This is a genomic window from Kyrpidia tusciae DSM 2912 (assembly GCF_000092905.1).
GTDB classification, from domain to species: domain Bacteria; phylum Bacillota; class Bacilli; order Kyrpidiales; family Kyrpidiaceae; genus Kyrpidia; species Kyrpidia tusciae.
On the sequence record NC_014098.1, the window covers coordinates 2,498,961 to 2,518,683 of the forward strand.

Annotated in this window: 21 protein-coding genes; 1 reads left to right on the plus strand and 20 read right to left on the minus strand. The window is 58.8% G+C overall.

Going from position 1 to position 19,723, the window contains the following annotated elements; translation table 11 throughout:
- The first annotated feature begins 8 nt into the window (after positions 1-8).
- On the plus strand, positions 9-2,993 hold the full coding sequence (locus BTUS_RS12405; protein WP_013076417.1) for a molybdopterin-dependent oxidoreductase: 2,985 nt from the start codon (positions 9-11) through the stop codon (positions 2,991-2,993).
- Between the two features lie 119 nt (positions 2,994-3,112).
- Here the strand turns inward: BTUS_RS12405 and BTUS_RS12410 are convergent, their stop codons facing one another.
- The 20 genes from BTUS_RS12410 to BTUS_RS12505 form a co-directional block, all read right to left on the minus strand.
- Positions 3,113-3,895: a sulfite exporter TauE/SafE family protein gene (locus BTUS_RS12410; RefSeq protein ID WP_013076418.1), complete on the minus strand. Its 783-nt coding sequence runs from the start codon at positions 3,893-3,895 to the stop codon at positions 3,113-3,115.
- A gap of 175 nt (positions 3,896-4,070) precedes the next feature.
- A complete protein-coding gene (locus BTUS_RS12415) occupies positions 4,071-5,774 on the minus strand; it encodes a bifunctional metallophosphatase/5'-nucleotidase (RefSeq protein ID WP_013076419.1) in 1,704 nt (567 codons plus the stop codon).
- 6 nt (positions 5,775-5,780) lie between these two features.
- Entirely contained in the window at positions 5,781-6,008 is a 228-nt protein-coding gene (locus BTUS_RS12420) for a hypothetical protein (RefSeq protein WP_041304272.1), read from the minus strand.
- Between the two features lie 127 nt (positions 6,009-6,135).
- Complete coding sequence (locus tag BTUS_RS16985; protein WP_013076420.1) at positions 6,136-7,098, minus strand: helix-turn-helix transcriptional regulator; 963 nt, start codon at positions 7,096-7,098, stop codon at positions 6,136-6,138.
- A 98-nt stretch (positions 7,099-7,196) separates the two neighbouring features.
- A complete protein-coding gene (locus tag BTUS_RS12430; protein ID WP_013076421.1) occupies positions 7,197-8,168 on the minus strand; it encodes a radical SAM protein in 972 nt (323 codons plus the stop codon).
- On the minus strand, positions 8,137-9,315 hold the full coding sequence (locus tag BTUS_RS12435; RefSeq protein ID WP_013076422.1) for a radical SAM protein: 1,179 nt from the start codon (positions 9,313-9,315) through the stop codon (positions 8,137-8,139). Before BTUS_RS12435 ends, BTUS_RS12430 begins: the two co-directional genes overlap by 32 nt.
- 40 nt (positions 9,316-9,355) lie before the next feature.
- Entirely contained in the window at positions 9,356-10,414 is a 1,059-nt protein-coding gene (locus BTUS_RS12440; RefSeq protein ID WP_013076423.1) for a lipoate--protein ligase family protein, read from the minus strand.
- Entirely contained in the window at positions 10,414-10,839 is a 426-nt protein-coding gene (gcvH, locus tag BTUS_RS12445) for a glycine cleavage system protein GcvH (protein WP_013076424.1), read from the minus strand. Before gcvH ends, BTUS_RS12440 begins: the two co-directional genes overlap by 1 nt.
- A complete protein-coding gene (locus BTUS_RS12450; RefSeq protein WP_013076425.1) occupies positions 10,829-11,728 on the minus strand; it encodes a lipoate--protein ligase family protein in 900 nt (299 codons plus the stop codon). The genes gcvH and BTUS_RS12450 overlap by 11 nt, the downstream gene beginning before the upstream one ends.
- Before the next feature lie 9 nt (positions 11,729-11,737).
- Positions 11,738-12,127, minus strand: coding sequence for a DsrE/DsrF/DrsH-like family protein (locus BTUS_RS12455; RefSeq protein WP_013076426.1), 390 nt, complete (start codon positions 12,125-12,127; stop codon positions 11,738-11,740).
- 41 nt (positions 12,128-12,168) lie between these two features.
- Positions 12,169-12,573 carry a hypothetical protein gene (locus BTUS_RS12460; protein ID WP_123809307.1) on the minus strand — a complete coding sequence of 135 codons (405 nt, stop codon included), beginning with the start codon at positions 12,571-12,573 and terminating at the stop codon, positions 12,169-12,171.
- Positions 12,557-13,099, minus strand: a complete 543-nt coding sequence (locus BTUS_RS16990; protein ID WP_013076428.1) for a GAF domain-containing protein — start codon at positions 13,097-13,099, stop codon at positions 12,557-12,559. The genes BTUS_RS12460 and BTUS_RS16990 overlap by 17 nt, the downstream gene beginning before the upstream one ends.
- Positions 13,099-13,479 (minus strand): DsrE family protein, encoded by a 381-nt coding sequence (locus BTUS_RS12470; RefSeq protein ID WP_013076429.1) that lies wholly within the window; start codon positions 13,477-13,479, stop codon positions 13,099-13,101. The genes BTUS_RS16990 and BTUS_RS12470 overlap by 1 nt, the downstream gene beginning before the upstream one ends.
- A 12-nt stretch (positions 13,480-13,491) precedes the next feature.
- Positions 13,492-13,728 (minus strand): sulfurtransferase TusA family protein, encoded by a 237-nt coding sequence (locus BTUS_RS12475; RefSeq protein ID WP_013076430.1) that lies wholly within the window; start codon positions 13,726-13,728, stop codon positions 13,492-13,494.
- 25 nt (positions 13,729-13,753) lie between these two features.
- A complete protein-coding gene (locus tag BTUS_RS12480; protein WP_013076431.1) occupies positions 13,754-14,809 on the minus strand; it encodes a lipoate--protein ligase family protein in 1,056 nt (351 codons plus the stop codon).
- Between the two features lie 51 nt (positions 14,810-14,860).
- Positions 14,861-15,334: a glycine cleavage system protein H gene (locus BTUS_RS12485; RefSeq protein WP_013076432.1), complete on the minus strand. Its 474-nt coding sequence runs from the start codon at positions 15,332-15,334 to the stop codon at positions 14,861-14,863.
- Positions 15,335-15,355: 21 nt separating this feature from the next.
- Positions 15,356-15,790, minus strand: coding sequence for a glycine cleavage system protein H (locus BTUS_RS12490; RefSeq protein ID WP_013076433.1), 435 nt, complete (start codon positions 15,788-15,790; stop codon positions 15,356-15,358).
- Positions 15,787-17,928 (minus strand): heterodisulfide reductase-related iron-sulfur binding cluster, encoded by a 2,142-nt coding sequence (locus BTUS_RS12495; protein ID WP_013076434.1) that lies wholly within the window; start codon positions 17,926-17,928, stop codon positions 15,787-15,789. Before BTUS_RS12495 ends, BTUS_RS12490 begins: the two co-directional genes overlap by 4 nt.
- A 25-nt stretch (positions 17,929-17,953) precedes the next feature.
- The gene (locus BTUS_RS12500; protein WP_013076435.1) at positions 17,954-18,898 is read right to left on the minus strand and encodes an electron transfer flavoprotein subunit alpha/FixB family protein; all 945 of its coding nucleotides are present in this window, start codon (positions 18,896-18,898) and stop codon (positions 17,954-17,956) included.
- Positions 18,899-18,929: 31 nt separating this feature from the next.
- On the minus strand, positions 18,930-19,697 hold the full coding sequence (locus tag BTUS_RS12505) for an electron transfer flavoprotein subunit beta/FixA family protein (RefSeq protein ID WP_013076436.1): 768 nt from the start codon (positions 19,695-19,697) through the stop codon (positions 18,930-18,932).
- Positions 19,698-19,723 lie beyond the last annotated feature (26 nt).

Below are 19,723 nucleotides of genomic sequence, written 5' to 3' on the forward strand. Positions count from 1 at the left end.
GATGGGGCATGAGCGTTCGTGAAGAAAAACTTTCAGCCATTCAGGGATACGGCGGTCTCAAGAGCCATCCGGATCCCGACCAGTGGGACGATTGGCGGGAGCTGGACTCCCGGGCTTGGCCGCGAAAGCAGTACAAACATTACCAATTGGTCCCTACGGTGTGTTTCAACTGTGAAGCAGCCTGTGGGCTGGTGGCCTACATCGATAAGGAAACGGGGGAGATCCGGAAACTGGAAGGCAACCCCCTGCACCCGGCGAGCCGGGGTCGCAACTGCGCCAAAGGCCCGGCCACTTTGGTGCAGGTGACCAACCCGGACCGGATTCTGTATCCGCTCAAACGCGCTGCGGGCCGGGGGGAGGGCAAATGGGAACGGGTCAGCTGGGACGAGGCCCTCAACGACATCGCCGGGCGGATTCGCAAAGCTATTCTTGATGGGCGAAAGGATGAGATCGTCTATCACGTCGGCCGCCCGGGGGAGGACGAGTACACCGAACGCGTCCTGAAAGCCTGGGGGGTGGATGGCCACTCGTCCCATACCAATGTCTGCTCTTCGGGGGCCCGGACGGGGTATGCGTTCTGGATGGGCATCGACCGCCCGGCTCCGGATTATGAGAATGCCCGGTTTATCCTGATGATGAGTTCCCACCTGGAGAGCGGCCATTATTTTAATCCCAACGCCCAGCGCATCATCCAAGCCCAGCAGAACGGGGCGAAGGTGTGCGTCATCGACACCCGGCTGTCCAACACCGCTTCGAAGGCGGATTACTGGCTCTCCCCGTGGCCCGGCACGGAAACGGCCTTCTTACTCGCGGTGGCCAATCAACTGATTCAAACGGAACGCTTCAACCGGACCTTCGTCGAAGAGTGGGTAAACTGGAGACAATTCATGGAGGACCGGGACTACCTGGAGGATCTCCAGCGCCGGGGCTTTTTGGACCGGGTGCCCGAAGGCCGGAGTTTCGACGATTTTGTCTCGGTGCTAAAAGATCTGTACAAAGACTACACGCCGGAGTTTGCCGAAGCGGAGACGGGAATTGCGGCGCGCTGGGTCAAAGTGGTGGCCGACGAAATCGCCCGGGCCGGCACGGCATTTTCGTCCAATATCTGGCGCAATGCCGCCGCCGGCAACCGCGGGGGGTGGATGATCACCCGGGCGCTCATGTTCCTCAACGTGTTGATGGGTGCCGTGGGCGAGCCGGGCAGCATGATCCCCAACGCCTGGGCCAAGTTTGTCCCCCGACGCAACACCATGCCGGATCCCATTCAGATGTGGAATGAAAACCATTGGCCGAGGGAGTATCCGCTGACATACTTTGAACTCAGCTATGCCCTCCCCCACATCCTGAAGCGGCGGAACAAACGGCTTGAAGTGTATTTTGCCCGGGTGGTCAACCCGGTGTGGACCTTCCCGGATGGGTTCACGTGGATCGAGTTCCTGAAGGATCCCGAGCGACTCGGCTGCCACGTCGTCCTCTCCCCCACCTGGTCGGAAACCGCCCAGTACGCCGATTATGTCTTGCCGGTGGGCCTGGCGCCTGAGCGGCACGATCTGCACAGCTACGAAACCCACGCCTCCCAGTGGATCGGGTTTCGCCAGCCGGTCAAGCGCGCCGCCCGGGAGCGGGCTGGCATCCCGGTGCGGGACACCCGGGACGTCAACCCCGGGGAGGTTTGGGAAGAAAATGAGTTCTGGATCGAGCTGTCTTGGCGGATCGATCCGGACGGGTCCCTGGGTATTCGCAAACATTTTGAATCCCCGTATCGCCCGGGAGAGAAAATCACAGTCAGCGAGTACTACCGGTGGATTTTTGAAAATGCTGTCCCCGGGCTGCCGGAAGCCGCCGCCCGGGAGGGGATTACGCCCCTGGAATACATGCAAAAATACGGGGTGTTCGAGGTCACCAAAGATGTGTATCGCCAGGACCTCACCCCGGTTCCGGAAGAAGTCCTTCGGGATGCGGTCATTGTGCCCGAAGAGGCCGAGGACCGGGTGGACGACGGCGAAGAGCCGGGGATCTGGGTGGATCATCCTGTGCACGGGGCAAACCACCGGGCCTACCCGGGGCCGTTCAAAAACCGCCGGGGGCAGTTCCGGGCCGGGATTATGGCAAAGGGCCGCGCGGTTCAGGGTTGGCCGACGCCCTCGGGAAAACTGGAGTTTTTCTCCACGACCCTGAGGGATTGGGGATGGCCGGAATACGCCATTCCCATCTATCCGCGCAACGAAGCGGAGCGCCGGCAGATGGTCCACATCGTCAGCCAGGTGCACCCGAAAACCCTCGACCGGAGCCAAAACGAATTCGTGCTCTTGCCCACCTTCCGGCTGCCGATGCTCATCCACAGCCGGACGAACGGGGCGAAGTGGCTGCATGAGATCGCCCACGTCAATCCCGTGTGGATGAATCCCATCGACGCCCAGCGCCTCGGGGTGGACACCGGGGATCTGGTCAAAGTCTCGACCGAGACCGGTTATTTTGTCGACAAGGTCTGGGTTACCGAGGGCATTCGCCCGGGCGTGGTGGCTTGTTCCCATCACCTGGGCCGCTGGCGGCTACAAGAGGACCACGGCAGCGACCGCTGGAGTTCGTCCCTGGTCTCCATCGAGGAAGTGGAACCGGGAAAATGGAGCATGCGGCAAAAACACGGGCCCCGGCCCTTTGAGAGCACCGATCCCGACTCCGGGCGGATCTGGTGGTCAGACGGGGGGGTGCACCAGAATATCGTGTTCCCGATCCAGCCCGACCCCATCAGCGGCATGCACTGTTGGCACCAGCGGGTGCGGGTAGAAAAAGCGGGGCCGAGTGACCGATATGCCGACATCGCCGTGGACACGAAGAAAGCCTACGAGGTGTTCGAGCGGTGGCTGCAGCTCACCCGCCCAGCGCCGGGACCAGGGGGACTGTACCGGCCGCTGTGGATGCTTCGGGTGCTCAAACCACATCCTGACGCCTACGTGATGCCCGAAGCGCGGACGGAAGCTGTGAAATCGTGACACACGCAAAAAATCGAGCCCCGGGGCGGGCCGCCCGGCCGACCCCTGGGCTCTTTCCCTTTGCATCTGCATGATGGTCGCGTCCAAATCATTTCCCCAGTGGGCATGCACTTGTTGGCTTATGGAAGTAGAATGCCGGTCCAAATCTTCACGGTCACGGCGATGATGACCACCCCGAGGACGGCCCGGAGCACCCGAACGTCTATCATCCGACCGACCTTCACCCCCAGGGGAGCCACGATGACGCTGGCCACCACCACGATGGCCGCCGCCGTCCAAGGAATGTCTCCGGCCAATACCTTCCCGACGGAGGACCCGATGGACGACAGGAATGTAATCGCCAGGGAGGAGGCGATGGTGACACGGGTGGGGATCTTCAAAATCTGCAGCATGACCGGAACGAGCAAAAAGGCCCCGCCTGCTCCGACAATCCCCGCCGCGAGTCCCACCGTCAGAGACGAGACGACAGCCATGGTCTTATTAAACTCGATCTCGTGGAGGGCGAGGTCTTCTGAACCCCGTTTGGGAAGAGACATGAGGATTGCTGCGGCAGTCGCTAGAATGGCGTAGATGATGTTCACAATATTCCCCGACAAAAACTTCGCTCCGTACCCTCCGACAAAACTGCCCACCAACACCGAGATCCCCATGATCAGCACCAGTTGCCTGTGGATCACGTTATCCCCGCGCTGGGCAATCACGCCGGACAACGTGGAGAACAGCACCTGAAGCGCCACGATCCCGGCCACTTCGTGAGGACTATACCCCGGTAACCCCAGCATGGGCGGAATGTACAGGATCATCGGGTAATTCACAATTGCTCCGCCAATTCCGAGCATACCGGATAACAAAGCCCCGATCACGCCAATGACAATCAATGTAGCAACGAGCTCAATCGTCACATCGCGCATCCCCCTTTTCAGAATGGGTTCGACCCCGATCAGAAGGAGATGGTTATTTCAAACGATTCGAAAATAATGTTTCTTCTCATATACCCTCCGGGGTTCCCTATTCTCATTATAGCGGAAATATCACCTTTGATGTCAAGGATCCTAGGAAATTGCGGCCTGCGAAAATTTAGTGAAAAGTGTACGTTGTCCCCGGCAATTGTGACAATACAAATCCATGGGCATCCGTGGCCTTCACCCGGCCCTCGATCTCGTACTGAACCGGCCCGGTCTTTTTCAAGAAATTTTCAATCGCTTGAAACATGTCAAGGTCGAGGATTTGGGGGTCACGCACATTTTGAAACCGGCACAAAACGGTGGGCTTCTCCCCTTCCCGGACACAGGCTGCAATGGTGTAGGTTTTATTCGGTTGCAGCGGTTCTCCCCCGATGGTCATCGATTGTACGCGCTTGCCGTACGGGTTTGCGATCGTCATGGTAACTTGCATTCCGGAAAAACGAACCACCCATCCCCCCACCCGCTTCGTCGGATCGGGAGAAAACACATTTTCCAATTCTTTTTCCATCCAGTCCCAAATCTGCTTTCCGGTCACTTTCCCAATTTCCAGTTGCGAATTCGTGGGCAGCATACTGTACAGATGCTCCACAGTGAGGTCGCCCGGGGGAATCGGCGGACTAAAGCGGAAACCGTTCGAAATACCGATATCGGCGCTGGTGGCGTCCCGGATGGCATCGGTGATCAAGTTATCCATAGGCGTTTCCAACACATTGTAACGGTACAAGTAGCCTTTGGTTTCGCCAATTTTGCGTTCCATGACCGGGAGGTAGGGTTTCCGCTCCGCTTCCACCACACTTTTGATCGCCGGATCTTCGGGGTACTGGTTCTCGTCTACAACCAAGAGCTTGTAAGTGTAGTCCTTGATTTTGCCGTCCTCCACCACCACATCCAGCCGACCGACGAAAGACCCAAAGGACCCCGGCTCCACCACCGGGCAATGGCCGCCCACGATGGGTTCGTAAGTCCGCTCGTGGGTATCCCCGCCGAACAGGAAGTCGACGCCTTGACATTGGGGCTGTTTCGCGAGGTATACCTGCTGAGTCAGGCCCAGGTGGCAAAGCATCATCACAAGCTGACATTTGTAATTGTTGCGCAAGATGTCGACCAGCCGGGGGATCGAATCGGTCGGGAGGCCGAACTGGATTTCCTTCGACCAGGCCGGCGACTGCCGGACTTTGGTTAACGGGTCGTTATAACCGATGAAGCCGATTCGGACCCCTCCAAGTTCTTTAATATAATATTCCGGAAACAGATCCCGATTTGGCTGGGGGCCTTGCTCGTTCCACACCATATTGGAACAAATCACGGGGAAATTGTAGCTTCGCGATAAGTCCACCAAAGTTTTGGACCCATAGACCACTTCCCAATTGCCAGGAATCGCCAGGTCGTACCCCATGCGGTTCATAATCCGCACCATCGCCCGGCCCTTGCTGAGGGCCGCCAGGGCTGAACCCTGATAACAGTCCCCGGTATCGACGATAAACACGTTACCGGGGTTCTCGGCTCGGACTCGTTGGAACAAGGTGGCAATCCGGCTCATGCCCCCTGTCCGGCGAAAGACCATCTGGTTGTTCTCCCAGAAAAACTCGGGGTGAGTAAGCACCTGACCGTGAATGTCGGTGGTTTGAAGAAAGGTCAAACGTTTGACGCGGCTCGAGGTGGCCGCAATCTCCCGGTCCCGGTTGAGGCCGGAAGCCAGTCCTGTAACCAGGGGAAACATCCCCAGCCCCAGCCCGAAGGCTCCCATGTACTTTAACATGTCTCTGCGGGAAATTTTCTTTTCCACATGAGTGTCGTCGCCGCACTTTTGACACATGCCTGATCACGCTCCCGAAGATTGCACCGTTGGATCAATTTTGCTTAGGGGAATGGCCTGGATCCAGTCGTAGGAATTCCCCAGATACATCGTTTTGCCCACAATAACCGGATTGACGATCCCAAACCGGCCCCCCGGTTCATAAGACCCGAGTTCCTTGCCCGTTTTGGGATCCAGGGCGTAGACCTTTGACCCCGCCGCCGCCACCGCGGACCATTTTCGTCCGACCTTCATGGTTTCACCTCCAGGGACTTCTAAGTATTCTGATGAACCTGGAGATACCATACAGCGAACGGCAGCTGAAATTCTATTGCCCAATCCTCTTATTTTTTCTAAACAGACGAGTCAAGCGGAAGTTTTTCTAAGACTCTTGACTCATGGCGTCGGAACCGCCAGCGCTCTCCGGTCCCGCGTCCCCCTGGCCGCGAAAAATGAGACAATGTTTCCGGGCCCAAACGGTGAGTTCCTCTCGACTATGTACTTGGGTCTTGCGCATCATCCCGGCGACATGGGCCCGGACCGTGCCTTCACTGATTTGTAAATGTTGTGCGATTTGGCGATATGACTTATTTTCTGATAATAAACAGAGGACTTCGAATTCTCGGGGGGTAAAAAGCTCAAGAGCCTCTTGACGGCGGGCGATGATTTGTGCGAAGATTCGCCCCGCCTCCACGCCTTTTGATCGACTCGCTGTTTGACATAGCTCTTCCAATAAAACCCGTATCTGTTCTTGCTTGAAAACATTTTCCCCGATTCCCATCGGCGACATCATCGTCGCAAGCAGTTCGGTCAACGCTTCTTTCAAGGCGTGACGCTGGCGGTCTAATCCCGCCTGGAGCTCGTTCAGCCGGGCGATGGTATAGGCGAGAAGGCCCATAAGAAGCGTCGCGGAGGCAATACCCACCGCCCAGCCGGGGTGAATCCAGCCTTCTGGCCCACGGTTGATCGTCGCCATGCGAAGAGCCAAGAGCAATGCTTCAGCACCGATCGCCCAAATAAAGCCACGGGCACCGAAAGCGAGAAACACCTCGGCCAGCGCGGGTGGGGCGAGGAGCAAGGCGGGAACCCCGGGATTTTCCAAGAAGAGTGCGTAAAAAATCAGCGCATAGATAACGTCCCGAAAAGCGGTCCATCGGTCCGCCCCGTAGACGGTCGACGCACGCAATTGAGACCCGATGTCAATGGCGACATCCACGGCACTGGCCAAGAACAGGCCCATGAGAGGCAGTCCGAAATCTTCCGTCGACCCAATGACACCTAGACAAGCGAGGGGAATGACGGAGCGAATCCACAAGACGGGAGAAAACTTGGTTACTCTCACCATCTCCACGGCTCCCAATAGACAGATTGACCGTTCAGGTCGAGATTCCATCAATCCGGGCCGCCCTGGCCGGAACTCCGGGGCGGCCCGGCCTGGTGATCTCAGTTCAACACAGAACAGCATTGTTCGTGATAACTGATCCGGATCCCAAGTTGCTCTGCGTAGGCCACCGTTTCCGGCAACGGATACGCGATACTTTGAACCCCTACCCGAAGGGCCCACCGCTCCATCGATCGCTTTTCCGGGCCGGCCGGGCGCGCGCAACCTAAGGAGATCGGCATACCCGGCATCATAATCCGGGCGGCCGCCAGGACTTTGCCCACCTCGTCTCCGGAAACGCTCCGCACCCCGGCCATGCCCGTGCCAGGCAAGGGTTGCAGGGCGACAATGACCAGTTGCGACGCCCCCTCATCCCGGATCATGCGCAGGGCTTCCCACTCCCCGAGAATTTCCCCAAAATGAAGCCCCACCACCACATGGGGAATGGCGGAGAGTCCTTCTTCGCGAAGGATGCGCAGGGATTCCCGATACGCTTCGGTGGTACGGTCCAGATGGTACACCTCTCGAATCGTCCGATCATCCCCAATGATGTCCAACAGAATTTGGTCGACCCCCGCCGCCTTGAGTCCCCGGGCGATCTCCCGGCGAACCAGACCGGTGTGGACGAGGACTTTGAGCCCTTTCTCTTTCAGCCGGCCGATGTCTTCGAGAAAGCGATCCAGGGGAACGGACCCGTCGTCGAGACAGCCACCGCTGATCAGAACTCCCCTCGCCCCCTCGTCGACTAAAGCAGCCCCGATCTCGGCCAGGGCCCCCGGGGCCCTCGCCGGCATCATTCCATCCAGGACCTTCGTCCCACAGTGTTCACAGCGCAGTGCGCACGCCTGGCCGGTGACACTAATGGTGCGAAAAGCCCGGCGTTCATTGCGGTATCCCCCTGTGTCGTAGTACTTTTGACTGGGGGCGGCAAAGAGGATCTCCCGGGGAAAAAACTGATCGGTCAGCTCCCGGGCCTGGTCGACCAGAGACGGGAGATCTAGGTCAGCCCAAGGCGCTTTGGTCGTGAGCATCATCCTCCCCCTCCCAATCGCTCCACAGTTGCATGCGAATCTCTTCAATGTCTTTCGGCGTCGGGATGAAGGGGAAGTTGCGCATCGGCTCGCTCGGGCGACCGTTCCCGTACGGGCGATTGCAGGCCGTGGCCCCGTGTTCATCCGGACAACCCGAGGTCATAAAGGGCAGCCCGCTATCGATCACTGCGTCGAGCTCCTCCGGGGCTACACCGAAATCCACGACCTGACCGGCCCGATTAAACCGAAACCGGCGAAAATCCCGGCCCATTTCGTTGATGAGATACCGGCCCAACTGGCAGCGCCGATACTGCCCCAAGGGAGGCTGCGGCCAGTCCCCCAGCAGGGTGCTGGGTTCCGGATTGAAAGAGAACAGGTGGGTCACGACACCCATCTCCTGGGCCCTGTGACAGGCTCCCAGAAGTTCCTTTTCTGTCTCTCCGAGTCCGACCACCAAGTGGATCCCCACCGTCCCAGGTTCAAACACCTTGGTGGCCTCCTCCGTCACCCACCAGAAATGGTCCCAACGATGTGGCCCTTTGACCGGCCGCCCTCGATGCTTTTCAAACAGTTCCTCGGTGGCCGCATCAATCGCGATATCCACCCGGTCCGCCCCGGCGTCCTTGATCATTTGGAGGTGTTCCCGGGAGCGGATGAGAGAGGCGGTGATCAGTCCGGAGATGAGCAGGTCGGTTCGCTCCCGGAATTCCCGGATCACTTGAAGAGAGTCGTTAAAGGACCGGTGATTCGCCAACATCCCCACGCACACCCGGCGCATGTGATGAGGAACCTGGTTCGTGCGATCAATCACCTCATCCAGGTCCACCACCGGCCATTTCACCCGAATGAAGGTGGTTTGTTCTCTGGGTACTCGCCTCTCCCGGGACATGCCGCAGTAGGAACAATTCGCCGAGCAGTTCTCTTTGTACGTCATCAGTACGTTGAGTCCCCGGAGGACGATCTCCTCCCGGGCGAACTTGCCTTTCTCGATTCCCAGGGCCATCGCCCCCGCCAGAGAGACCATCACGGCGTCCGGGCTTTCGGGCACCCCCTCTTGATGCGGCCGTTCCTCCACCTGGTCTTCGGAAAACGCCTTGACGTCTCCAGTCTGGGGTTCGAGAACCTGTGCCTCTCGGTGCGTCGGTGTCATAACGCCTCTCCTCCCTTCTCGACCTTTGATCCACCCCGCCTTAGGCCAGGGCCTGTTCGAACAGGCGCAGCCAGTCCTCCACCGCCACTCCAATGTATCGATTGCCCTGGTCATAGTGACGGCGCAGCAACTCTTCGATTTTCCGGATGTCGGCGGGCGCCTCTTTTAGCATCGCTTCTAAATCCATAACGGCTCGTTCGGGATAAACGAAAAAGTCCCCGGTGATAAACGCCCGGCGAATCCGCTTCGCCCCAGGATCGACGATCACCGATGCTTTAATCAGCCCTCCGGGCGCCTTTGTACTGACGGTACGCAATTCTGGTTCAACAGCAGGCGGCTTCCGCCGATCGATCCACTCGGGATCGCGATAAGTATCCTGAATCGTTTCCCATTCTTCTTGCTCCTCAGGCGTCAAGCCAGGAGGCCCCCAATCGATCCCGAGTACCCGGGCCGCCGCCTCCACCATCGCCCCTTTTACCGCCGTCATCTCAGGCGCTTCGCCCAACAGTTCCCTCATGGTCACTGTGCGGCGGCGAAAAGAATCCACTTCTTTGTCACTCAACTTTTCGATGGGAAGCCTTAATACCCGAATCATCGTGTCCACGTCAAAATCTACCAAGAGCGTGCCCTGATAGATCAAGGCGTCTCCCCACTCGGTTCCTCCGGTGCCAGAAATCTTGCGCCCATCGACCTCCACATCGTTAACCGGGCGAAACCTGGCCTCAATGCCCCACCTCGCCAAAGTCTCAATGACGACGGTGGAAAGCCGGCGGTACACCGTTTCCGGATCGGCGGGAAGCCCGGGATCATCTTTGCGCAAACAGATTTCCCAACCCAACTGCCGGGAGTCGAGATAAATGGCCCCCCCGCCGGTGATGCGGCGATTATACTCGATCCCCAGGGCTTCGCACTCGTCCCGGCGCAGCTCGAGATCGATCGCCTGATGGTACCCCACGAGTACTGCATCAGGATTAAACTCCATAAACCGAAAGGTGTTTGGCGCCCGCCCTTCCGCCCGGGCCCGAATCACCACCGCATCGAGAGCCATTTGGCGCCAGGCCGGCATGGGCCCGGGATCCAATAATCGCCACTTTTCCATCAGTGGGCACTCCCGGCGGCCAGAGAAAGTAGCAACGCCTGATACTCCCGGGGGCTGAGCAGGCGGTGGACATCCTCGGAGCGGTTCGGGCGTATTTTGCAGATCCACCCGGCCCCATAGGGGTCCCGATTCAACAACTGGGGGTCCTCCTCTACCCGGGGGTTTGCATCCACCACGACCCCGTCAAAGGGCGCGTAGATTTGCCCGACCCATTTGCCCGACTCCACGGAGCCCATTGGCTCCCCTGCTTGAATCCGTGCCCCAACCCGAGGCACGGACAGGTACAGAATGTCTCCGGCTGTATCCTGGGTATAGTCGGTGATGCCCACAGTCACCGTGGAACCGATCAAAAGGTACCACTGGTGGCGATCATCATACCGCCGATCCTCGGGAACTCTCCATTGCTGCGGCTGCTCAACGGCCATCTCCTTCCCCCTCCTTAAGAAAAGATTCCCGCCACACCCGCAGGATGCGGTTGTGTTCGCGATCGATTTCGACGACGGCATCCCGATAGCGCGGATCGTCCACCGTCCCGATGTACACGCCCTCCCGAACCTTGACCTCTCGGCTGTTCGACGCCCGGGCGGGCCCCGGCTGCCGCAGCCAGTCGTCGCGAAGCAGCTCCCGGCCGATCCTCTTCAGGCGGCCCCGCCAACGCTCCCAGGGGAAAGGGGCAGGGACCGCCCCAAGGCGATCGATGAACACCTGAGCCAGATCTTTCGCCACCTGATCTGCGGACCAGCGCCGGTCCGGGGCCAGCTCCCGCAGCGTCGTCAGATGGGCCCGCATACTTTCTTCGTACGCCCGGCGCCAGAGTGGACTTGGAGCCCGACGAGCCCGGGCCATGGCCTCCGTGGGAAAATCCAGCAGGATATTGCCAACCACGACGACCCGATCCCCCAACTGGCCCCCGGCGTTCCCCGAAATCTTGCGCCCGCCGACGACGATGTCCGCCGGGAGGCGCAACTCGGCCGAAAAACCCTGCTCCCGCAGATAGGCCACCACAGGATCCAAGGCATGGCGATACCACTGATCCGGAGTGCGCTTTCCCGGAGTTGCGCGGGGGTTCAGGATGATTTGGAAAAATACTTGGTTTTGATCTAAGTACACGAGGGAACCGCCCACTTTCCGCCGCACCACGGGTAATCCCGAGGATTCGTCGTAGTCGCTCCAACTCTGATGACATCCGAGGCAGACGTAGGGCGTCAAAGGTCGGCACAATATCACGGCCTCCTCGCCGAATTCCGCCAAACCGTGGTACAGCGTCTGGGTCGTGAGCCAATCCACCTCGCCCACGGAGTACAATGGCAACATAACCGGTCCCTAGAACGTCACCGTGACATCGGCATCAAAGGCGTATTCGAGGAAGGCCGCCGCGCCTCCAACGGGACACCGATCGGGCAGTTGTTCCTGGGTGATCCCCATGACATCCATCGTCATCTGGCACCCCAACAGTTCCACCCCAGATTCCCGGGCCATGTCCAGCATTTCTTTAACGGAGGGCAGCCCCCCCTGCCCGAGAGCGGCTTGTAAGTGCTCTTTACCGGGCGGCATCTGCAGGGATTCCGGTGCCGTGAGGATGTTCAAACCCTCAAAGGTGAAGAAAATCTTCACTTCCGCGTCCATCGATGCAGCTGCCACCGCGATGTTCAACACTTTGTACGCGGTGTCCAGCGTGCCTTGAGACGCAATAATCGCCACGCGACGTGCCATAACCCTCTTCTCCTCCTTCATGAAATGGGGAAATCCCCTGTTCAAGATGGGTTTTGCGAACGGCCATACTCTTCGACCAACTGATCAAACCGAGCAAGCCACTCCGGAGTTTCGCAGCGGAGGATGAGTTCACCCACCGGCCGCTTATCTTTGAGCCTTCCCTGCAGCGCCAACTGGTAAGGTTTGTCCCGAGGTTCAATGACCAGCTGCCACCGGCCCACCGAAGGCGGGCGACCCGAACCCCGGGGGCCGAGTTCCGACATCATGTAGATCGTGTATCCTTCGATGGGCTCGTAATAGGGCAGATGATCATTGCGGCCAAAATTGATATTGCGCAGGACTTCGTGAAGAGTGTTCAGAAACTCCAGCCGGTCCTCGAACCAGGGGGCGAGATCGGGCAAAGGCACCTCGATCCTCCGGGTCATGTTCTCAACCCTTCCTTTCATCGTTAGAACCATCCTTGGGAGCTGCCTGTGAGCACAGCCCCTGTTTTGGCCACCGGTCTCCGACGCGCTTTGTGGCGGCACTGAAGAGTTCCACCTCAATCACGCTGAATCGATCGACTTGCTGCGATTTGACCGAGAGCACCCCCTGGACGATTCCGGATCGGATCACGGGCAGAGCCACTTCCGACCGGGTCCCGAGTCGGTCCCGGAGATTCCCGGGAAACCGCCGCACGTCAGCCACAATCTGTACCGCTCTCTCAAACGCGGCGGAACCCACCACCCCCTTTCCCCAGCCAATTCGAGGCACGGTGGGCGGACCTTGAAAAGGCCCTAACGTCAGATCCCCGCCCACACTTTCTGTGACATACCAGCCGAGCCAACTCAGGTCCGGAAGTTCATGGAACAAATAGCTCGTGACGTTGCACAGTCCAGGCAGAAAGGCACCGCTCTCGTCCAACAGTCGATCCACCTCGGCGATGATGGCGGGGATGGAAACTTCGCCGCCGGACACCGGATCTTCTGCCATCAGAAACTCACCACCAAATCGGCCTCCAACAACATTTCGTTCACCGCGGTGCCCCCCACCACCCCATCGATCTCAATCAAATCTTCCACTGTGACATCGTTGAGGTCGAGACTTGGGGCGCAGACGTAAAATTTGACGCCAGCGTCCCGGGCTTGATCGATAAAAAACTGGAGATTCGCCCCTTCTCCCCCTTCCTTTACCTGAAGGGTCTCTGCGACGCCCTTTTTCAAAAGGCCCGTGGCCTTGATGGTAAAAACCATCGAGACGTCGTAGTCCATCAAAGCAGCGGTCGTGGCGAGAAAAAATGGCGAGGCCGCCCGGTAGGGAGCTTCAACCCCCGACGTATGAATGTATACACATTTCTTCGTTTCCTCGGACACAGACAATCCCTCCTATTTTGTACGTTTGATTCGATACACGTAGATCCCTTGATTTTCTGTAGCCTGCAAAAGATCGTGGCCGGTGGCCCGGGTCCAAGCTTCAAAGTCCGCCATGGAGCCGGGATCCGTGGCTTCTACTTCGATCACCTGTCCGACCTCGATACCCAGAATGGCCTTTTTGACCCGCACCACGGGCAGTGGGCATTTCAGCCCTTTCGCGTCAATTTTCAATGCGACATCCTCCGCCATGAACATCCACTCCTTTATAAGAGATTCAAAATCCATGGGTGGCCCGAAAAGCCTGCATCAAATCCTCCACGCCCACCCCCGGGATTGACGCCTCTTCCATCAGCCACTCAGCCGCCAAAACCCACTCCTCTTCACAGACCTTGCGACCGATGAGCCGCTCGGAAAAACGCTCCAGGGCATCTTCGGGATATGCGAAGAAATCCCCCGCCAACAGCACATCGTCAAAAAGACCATCCCGGGTGCGGTAGATCAACCGGATGAGCCCGCCGGGGGCTTTGTGGACCCCTTCGTACAGGCGCACAGCCTCCGAGATCTTCACTCCGCTGCGAAGAATCCCTTCGGAGCGGAAAACAAAAGGTTCGGAGAAGAGGAGTTCTTCGAACTCCCTGAGCGCCTGTTGCTCCCGTTGCGAAAGCCGACCGGCCCGGGCGGGTTCCTGGAGAATCGACGCGAATTCCTCCACTAAAATCGCTGTCACCTGCTCGCGCTCCGGCAGCGGCTGACCTGCCAGTTCCCGGCGAATGGAGGTCACATATTCCGATAAGCCCGAAACCAGTTTATCGCGAAATTTTTCCGATGGAACCCGCAGGACCTTCGCCATGGCGTCAACGTCAAAATCCATCATGATGCTGCCGACCAGCACGATGGACGTGCCAATCGTCGCTGCGCCGGTACCCCCGATCTTGCGGGGACCCACCACGATGTCGTTGACCGGCCGGTGTTCGGCGGCAATTCCGATGCGGTGGTACGCACGGACTGGCGCTTGCAGCCAGGTCTCATAGAGGCGTTGTACCGGAACCTGGGATTCCGGGAGGATGAGGTGCCAAAAAATCTGATCCTGATCCAGATACACAGCCCCGCCCCCCGTCATGCGCCGGCCAACGGGAATGCCCTGCTCCCGACAGTATTCGACATCGATTTCTCGACTGGTCACCTGATGAAAACCGGCGCATACGTACGGTGTGCGGGGGCTGACGACGATGAGGGTCGCCTCGTCGCCTGGGCGAGCCTCCCGGGCGACGGCATGATACACCGCCTGGGACCTCTCCGCCGAGACGATTCCCAGATTCAGATAGCGCATGTCCTCACCCCTTGCCCTGACCTGCCCATAGCCTTGAACGAAAACATTATCCTAGACCGCTCCAGGGTTTGATTCATCTGAAGGGATACACCGAAGGCAGGTGAGCCCTTCCTCGCGAAGTTTTTGCTCAAAGAGTGGTACCGCTTGGTCTGCGGGCAGCAGGTTTCCTTGGGGCCACTCCTGGCTGGAGGGTTCCATCTGAACGATCCAGCCCTCTTCATAGGGACTGCGGTTGATCACATTGGGATCCTCCGCCACTGCGGGGTTGAGCCGCAGCACTTTACCCTGCAGCGGACTGGTGATGGGGCCAACCCACTTCCCCGATTCCACTGTAGCCACACTCTTACCGGCCCCGACGACCTTCCCGACGCGAGCTCGGATCTGCAAGATCTTGCCCGCCCGGGTCTGGGCTGGATCGGTCATCCCGAGCAACACGGTGTTGTCTTCGAGTCGTTTTACCCAGACATCGAGTTCAACATCGTACCACAGGTCATCGGGAAACTCGCACATCATCACCCTGGCCATGGGCTCATCTCGCCTCTCCCTCTAATGGCTGCACTTGATTCCCTCAGCTTCCAGCTTTTTGCGATACTCTGCAACCCCGCCCGCCCCGGTAGCCAGATTCTGGGAGTCGGTGTTCCAGTCCGCGGGCTCAACGCGAATCAACCAGCCCGCGCCATAGGGATCGGTGTTCACCAGGTCGGGCTGCCCTTTGATCTGTTCATTGATCGCAATCACTTTGCCCGCCACTGGAGTCGGGATCGTCCCGACCCACTTTCCGCTTTCAAGAGTTCCGGCGCTCTTGCCCCGGGCCAAGTTTTTCCCCAGGGAGCGCAAATTCACCACAATGATCTTGCCGGCCAAGCTCTGGGCCACATCGGTCATGCCCACCAACACCGTGCCGTCCGGCTCCGGTTTTGCCCACACGTGCTTGTCGATCCAGTAATAGAGGTCTTCCGGAAGAATGCAGCCATCGCTCATGTCACTGTCTCCTCCACGACTTCGTTCGCGAGCCCCAGGGCCTTTTCCAGCAGGAACACGAGATCTCCCACTTCCAACTGTCCTTCATACCCCGCCGTCTTCACGGCATCGGTATACATCACCAGATCTTTGGGGCAAGCGACGATGAAATGAGTCACTCCATCAAGTTGTTTCGCTTCTTTGATGCGACTTTCCGCCGGCTTTGTGGGATAGAGGGTATCTCCCATCCAGATTCTTCCTCCCCCCGCTCCGCAACAGAAGCTGTTTTCCCGGTTGCGGGGCATTTCCACCAAAGTCGCCCCGACGTGAGCGATGAGGTTGCGCGGAGGATCGAAGACTCGATTGTACCTTCCGAGATAGCAAGGGTCGTGGTAGGTCACTTTGACGTTCTGGGGATATTTCACCGGCAGCCGGTTTTCCCGGGCCAGGCGATCGAGAAGCTCCGTATAGTGCTCGATCTCCACCTCCAATCCATAAGCCGGGTACTCGTTTTTGAGGGTATTGTACGTGTGCGGATCGGTGGTCAGGACCTTTTTGAACTTTGCCGACTGGATGGCCTTGATGTTTTTCTCCACGAGGGTTTCGAACAGCCCTTCCTCACCCACTCGCCGCACATCGTTCCCGGCGTTCCGCTCCGCTTCATACAAGATTCCAAAACTTACTCCCGCATGAGTGAGAACCCGGGCCAGAGCCTGAGCCACTTTTTGCGCCCGAGGATCGTAGCTCGCGTAGTCCCCGACGAACCAGAGGTATTCCACCTCTTGTTTTCGGGCGTCCGGGACGGGGACCCCCGCCTCCTTGACCCATTTCGCCCGATTGCGTTCCGACTGGCCAAAGGAATTCCCTTTGCGGGCAAAATTCATCAGTGTGGCCGACAGGTTGCCGTCCATCGTGCCTTGGTCGATGAGCGAGCGGCGCATCTGCACGATGATAGGAACGTGCTCAATCCCCACCGGGCAGGTTTCCACGCAGGCCCGACAGGTGGTACAGGACCACAAAACGTCGGGAGCAATCAGCTCTCCAGGTTCGAGGGCGGCGGAAACCTCTTGCGAAGACAGGTCCGACTCCGCCACCAAGTGGCCAACTTTGGCCCCCGGCCTCTTCATGCCATGAAAACCACTGATCGCCTCCCGCAAATCCAGGATGAGGTCCCGAGGGGATAGTGGCGCTCCGGAGTTGCGGGCAGGACATACATCGTGACAGCGGCCGCATTTTGTACAGGCATCGAAATGCAAGAGTTCTTTCCAACTGAGATTTTCAGCGGCAGGAGCCAGCGGCAGCCCCGGCTCGGTCTCTGACGGCGGCGGTGGCAGGGCGATCCCGGCTTTCGGATTGCGTACGGTCAAGCTCGCCCAGGACGCCAGCATGTGAACAGATTTGGCATAGGGTAGATAGGCAATAAACCCCAGTGCCAGGAAGGCGTGAACCCACCAGGTGATAAAATGCCAATCCATCGCCGTCTGGGGAGTCATTCCGGTTGCCCGGAACCCTTGGGCAACCAGGGATCCCACCGGGGAATAAGCCTCAAACCACGGCCGATCTGCCACAAGCCGGAACGCCTCGATCAAGAGGCCTGTCACGCCGATCAACAGAAGCTGACCGAGAAACCACCAGTCCTCTTTCTTGTAGTTCGAGCGATCCACCGGCTTGTTGTCCACCCGGGCGTAGTTCAGCCGGGCTACGGCAAAAAATGCTCGGCGCACCGCCAACATCCCCAGGCCGATGATAAACAGGACCATGGAAATGTCCATGACGACCGAGAAAGCGAGGAAAAAATCCCCTTTCCAAAACTGGAGTTTCGGTGCTATGAGTCTCAGTATGTCATTGTCAATGAAGATGATCGTGGTTCCGAGAAACAGAAAACCGAACGACCAGAACACAAATCCGTGGGCAATGCCGGTATAAAGGTCCCTGCGCCCGATTTTGCGACTGGTCAGCACCTCTGCGGTGGCCCGGATCAGCCGCTTGGGCCAATCCGGGTACCACGGCTGCCGGCGACCCGCCCGATAACGTTGGATCCGGCGAATGACGCCGTAAAGGAACACACCGATGGCGATGAATGCCAGGACGTAAAAGGCCGGCACCAGCCACGTGTGCTCGAATCCTTCGAATACGGGCCGTTCAGCAACGGGATTCACGTGAGTTCAACTCTCCTTTCCCTGATCAAGCGCCTTTGACCTTCTCGGTGAGGGCGGGCACCAGTTCGAGAATGTCTTCGACGATTCCATAATGGGCAACGTCGAAGATCGGCGCCTTGGGGTCGGTGTTTACGGCGATGATGCAATCCGCGTCCCGCATACCTTCCAGGTGTTCGGGGGCCCCGCTGATCCCGAGGGCCAAGTAGACTTTGGGCTTGACTTTTTTGCCCGATTTCCCCACCTGCCGAGATTTCGGGAGCCATCCGGCATCAATGACCGGCCTTGAGGCCGACACCACCGCCCCGAGGGCTTCGGCCAATTCTTCCACCACCTCGATATTGTCCTTGTCACCAATGCCCCGGCCGATGCTGACGAGGATGTCCTGTTTGGTGATGTCTACGTCGCTGCTGTCGGGCATGGAAAGTCCCTCATATGCCGTGGCTGCCGCCTCCGCTGCGGTAATGGTTTCCACCGCGGGGTTTCCCTGAATGTGCCCCCGCTCGGCATCGCCGGCACCAGCCAGGACTTGTAGGATGGTGAGTTCGGTCACTTCTGCCGTGGCGACCATTTTGCCACCGAGAATCACCGATTCCACCTGCCACCCCTGTCCCGCGGGTTCCACCTTCTGGACCGAGGCGATGGTCGAGCACCCTGCCCGGCTGGCCGCATAAGTAGCCACGTCCATCCCCACGGCGGTATTTCCCACAAGAACCAGGTCCGGGGATACTTGATCCATCGCTTGGGCCAAGGTTTTGCCCAGGGATTCCGGCAGGTAACGATTATCCGGATTGTCGGCCCACAGCACCCGGTCCGCCGCCCCCAGTTCCGAGGTGAGACCGGCGGGCATGACGGCGAGGGCTGTCACCGTGCCGCCATCCCCTGTCACCCGGCGCGCGAGATCGAGCAACTCGTATGTGATATCGGCAATCTTCCCGTCCAAGGTCTCTACGAAAACCAATGCTGTTGACATTCTCCCGCCTCCCCACATTAGACAGCTAGATTCAAGCGATCACTCCGCGTTCTTTTAGCAAGGCCAGGATCCGGGCGGCTTTCTCGTCCAGATCGCCTTCGATCATTTCGGCATGCCCCTCCGATACCGGAACGGCCATCTTCGTCACCCGGATTCCCGGAACCTCCGGCACCTCAACCTCCATCTCTTCCAGGGTGGCCGTTTTCATCATTTGCCGAACCCGGGAGATGGGGGCGTAACGGGGAGGTGTTGGAGACACTTGGATGCCGAGCACAGCCGGAGGGCGAACGGTGAGCGATGCCGTAATGCCTCCGGAGAACTCTTTTTTGACGAGAATCTGGGTGTCCTTGGCCTCGACCTCGGCCACAACGGTGACAAAAGGATATTCGAGCAATCCCGCCAACCAGGTGGCCAACTGGCCGTCCAGGTCATCATTGGCCTGAACTCCGGTTAAGATGAGATCCGGCGTGGTCGCCGAGACGACGTTCCTGAGAATCTCGGCGTATTGGCGATTGCTCAAGCCCTGTTCGAGGCCGTCCCCCACCAGCTTGATGGCCCGGTCCGCCCCTTTTGCCAACGCCGTGTACAGGGCGTCGTCCACATCCCCGGTTTCGGCCGCGACGGCGATGACCTCGCCACCCGCCGCCTCTTTGATGAGAAGAGCCTGCTCTAATGCCTGTTCATCCCACTCGTTCAATTTCAACGCCACAGCTTCTCGATCGAGGCTGTCCCCGCTGTCTGACACGACCAGTTCTTCCACCACGTCCGGAACCAATTTCATCGGTACCAACATTTTCATAGACGTCCCCTCCCACCATTCCGTAC

What these genes read in the sequence shown, in the direction of transcription:
- BTUS_RS12405 (WP_013076417.1), top strand. Translation starts at nt 9, where the DNA reads ATGAGCGTTCGTGAAGAAAAACTTTCAGCCATTCAGGGATACGGCGGT.
- BTUS_RS12415 (WP_013076419.1), bottom strand. Translation starts at nt 5,774, where the DNA reads ATGTGTCAAAAGTGCGGCGACGACACTCATGTGGAAAAGAAAATTTCC.
- BTUS_RS12420 (WP_041304272.1), bottom strand. Translation starts at nt 6,008, where the DNA reads ATGAAGGTCGGACGAAAATGGTCCGCGGTGGCGGCGGCGGGGTCAAAG.
- BTUS_RS16985 (WP_013076420.1), bottom strand. Translation starts at nt 7,098, where the DNA reads ATGGTGAGAGTAACCAAGTTTTCTCCCGTCTTGTGGATTCGCTCCGTC.
- BTUS_RS12430 (WP_013076421.1), bottom strand. Translation starts at nt 8,168, where the DNA reads ATGATGCTCACGACCAAAGCGCCTTGGGCTGACCTAGATCTCCCGTCT.
- BTUS_RS12435 (WP_013076422.1), bottom strand. Translation starts at nt 9,315, where the DNA reads ATGACACCGACGCACCGAGAGGCACAGGTTCTCGAACCCCAGACTGGA.
- BTUS_RS12440 (WP_013076423.1), bottom strand. Translation starts at nt 10,414, where the DNA reads ATGGAAAAGTGGCGATTATTGGATCCCGGGCCCATGCCGGCCTGGCGC.
- gcvH (WP_013076424.1), bottom strand. Translation starts at nt 10,839, where the DNA reads ATGGCCGTTGAGCAGCCGCAGCAATGGAGAGTTCCCGAGGATCGGCGG.
- BTUS_RS12450 (WP_013076425.1), bottom strand. Translation starts at nt 11,728, where the DNA reads ATGTTGCCATTGTACTCCGTGGGCGAGGTGGATTGGCTCACGACCCAG.
- BTUS_RS12455 (WP_013076426.1), bottom strand. Translation starts at nt 12,127, where the DNA reads ATGGCACGTCGCGTGGCGATTATTGCGTCTCAAGGCACGCTGGACACC.
- BTUS_RS12460 (WP_123809307.1), bottom strand. Translation starts at nt 12,573, where the DNA reads ATGAAAGGAAGGGTTGAGAACATGACCCGGAGGATCGAGGTGCCTTTG.
- BTUS_RS16990 (WP_013076428.1), bottom strand. Translation starts at nt 13,099, where the DNA reads ATGGCAGAAGATCCGGTGTCCGGCGGCGAAGTTTCCATCCCCGCCATC.
- BTUS_RS12475 (WP_013076430.1), bottom strand. Translation starts at nt 13,728, where the DNA reads ATGGCGGAGGATGTCGCATTGAAAATTGACGCGAAAGGGCTGAAATGC.
- BTUS_RS12480 (WP_013076431.1), bottom strand. Translation starts at nt 14,809, where the DNA reads ATGCGCTATCTGAATCTGGGAATCGTCTCGGCGGAGAGGTCCCAGGCG.
- BTUS_RS12485 (WP_013076432.1), bottom strand. Translation starts at nt 15,334, where the DNA reads ATGGCCAGGGTGATGATGTGCGAGTTTCCCGATGACCTGTGGTACGAT.
- BTUS_RS12490 (WP_013076433.1), bottom strand. Translation starts at nt 15,790, where the DNA reads ATGAGCGATGGCTGCATTCTTCCGGAAGACCTCTATTACTGGATCGAC.
- BTUS_RS12500 (WP_013076435.1), bottom strand. Translation starts at nt 18,898, where the DNA reads ATGTCAACAGCATTGGTTTTCGTAGAGACCTTGGACGGGAAGATTGCC.
- BTUS_RS12505 (WP_013076436.1), bottom strand. Translation starts at nt 19,697, where the DNA reads ATGAAAATGTTGGTACCGATGAAATTGGTTCCGGACGTGGTGGAAGAA.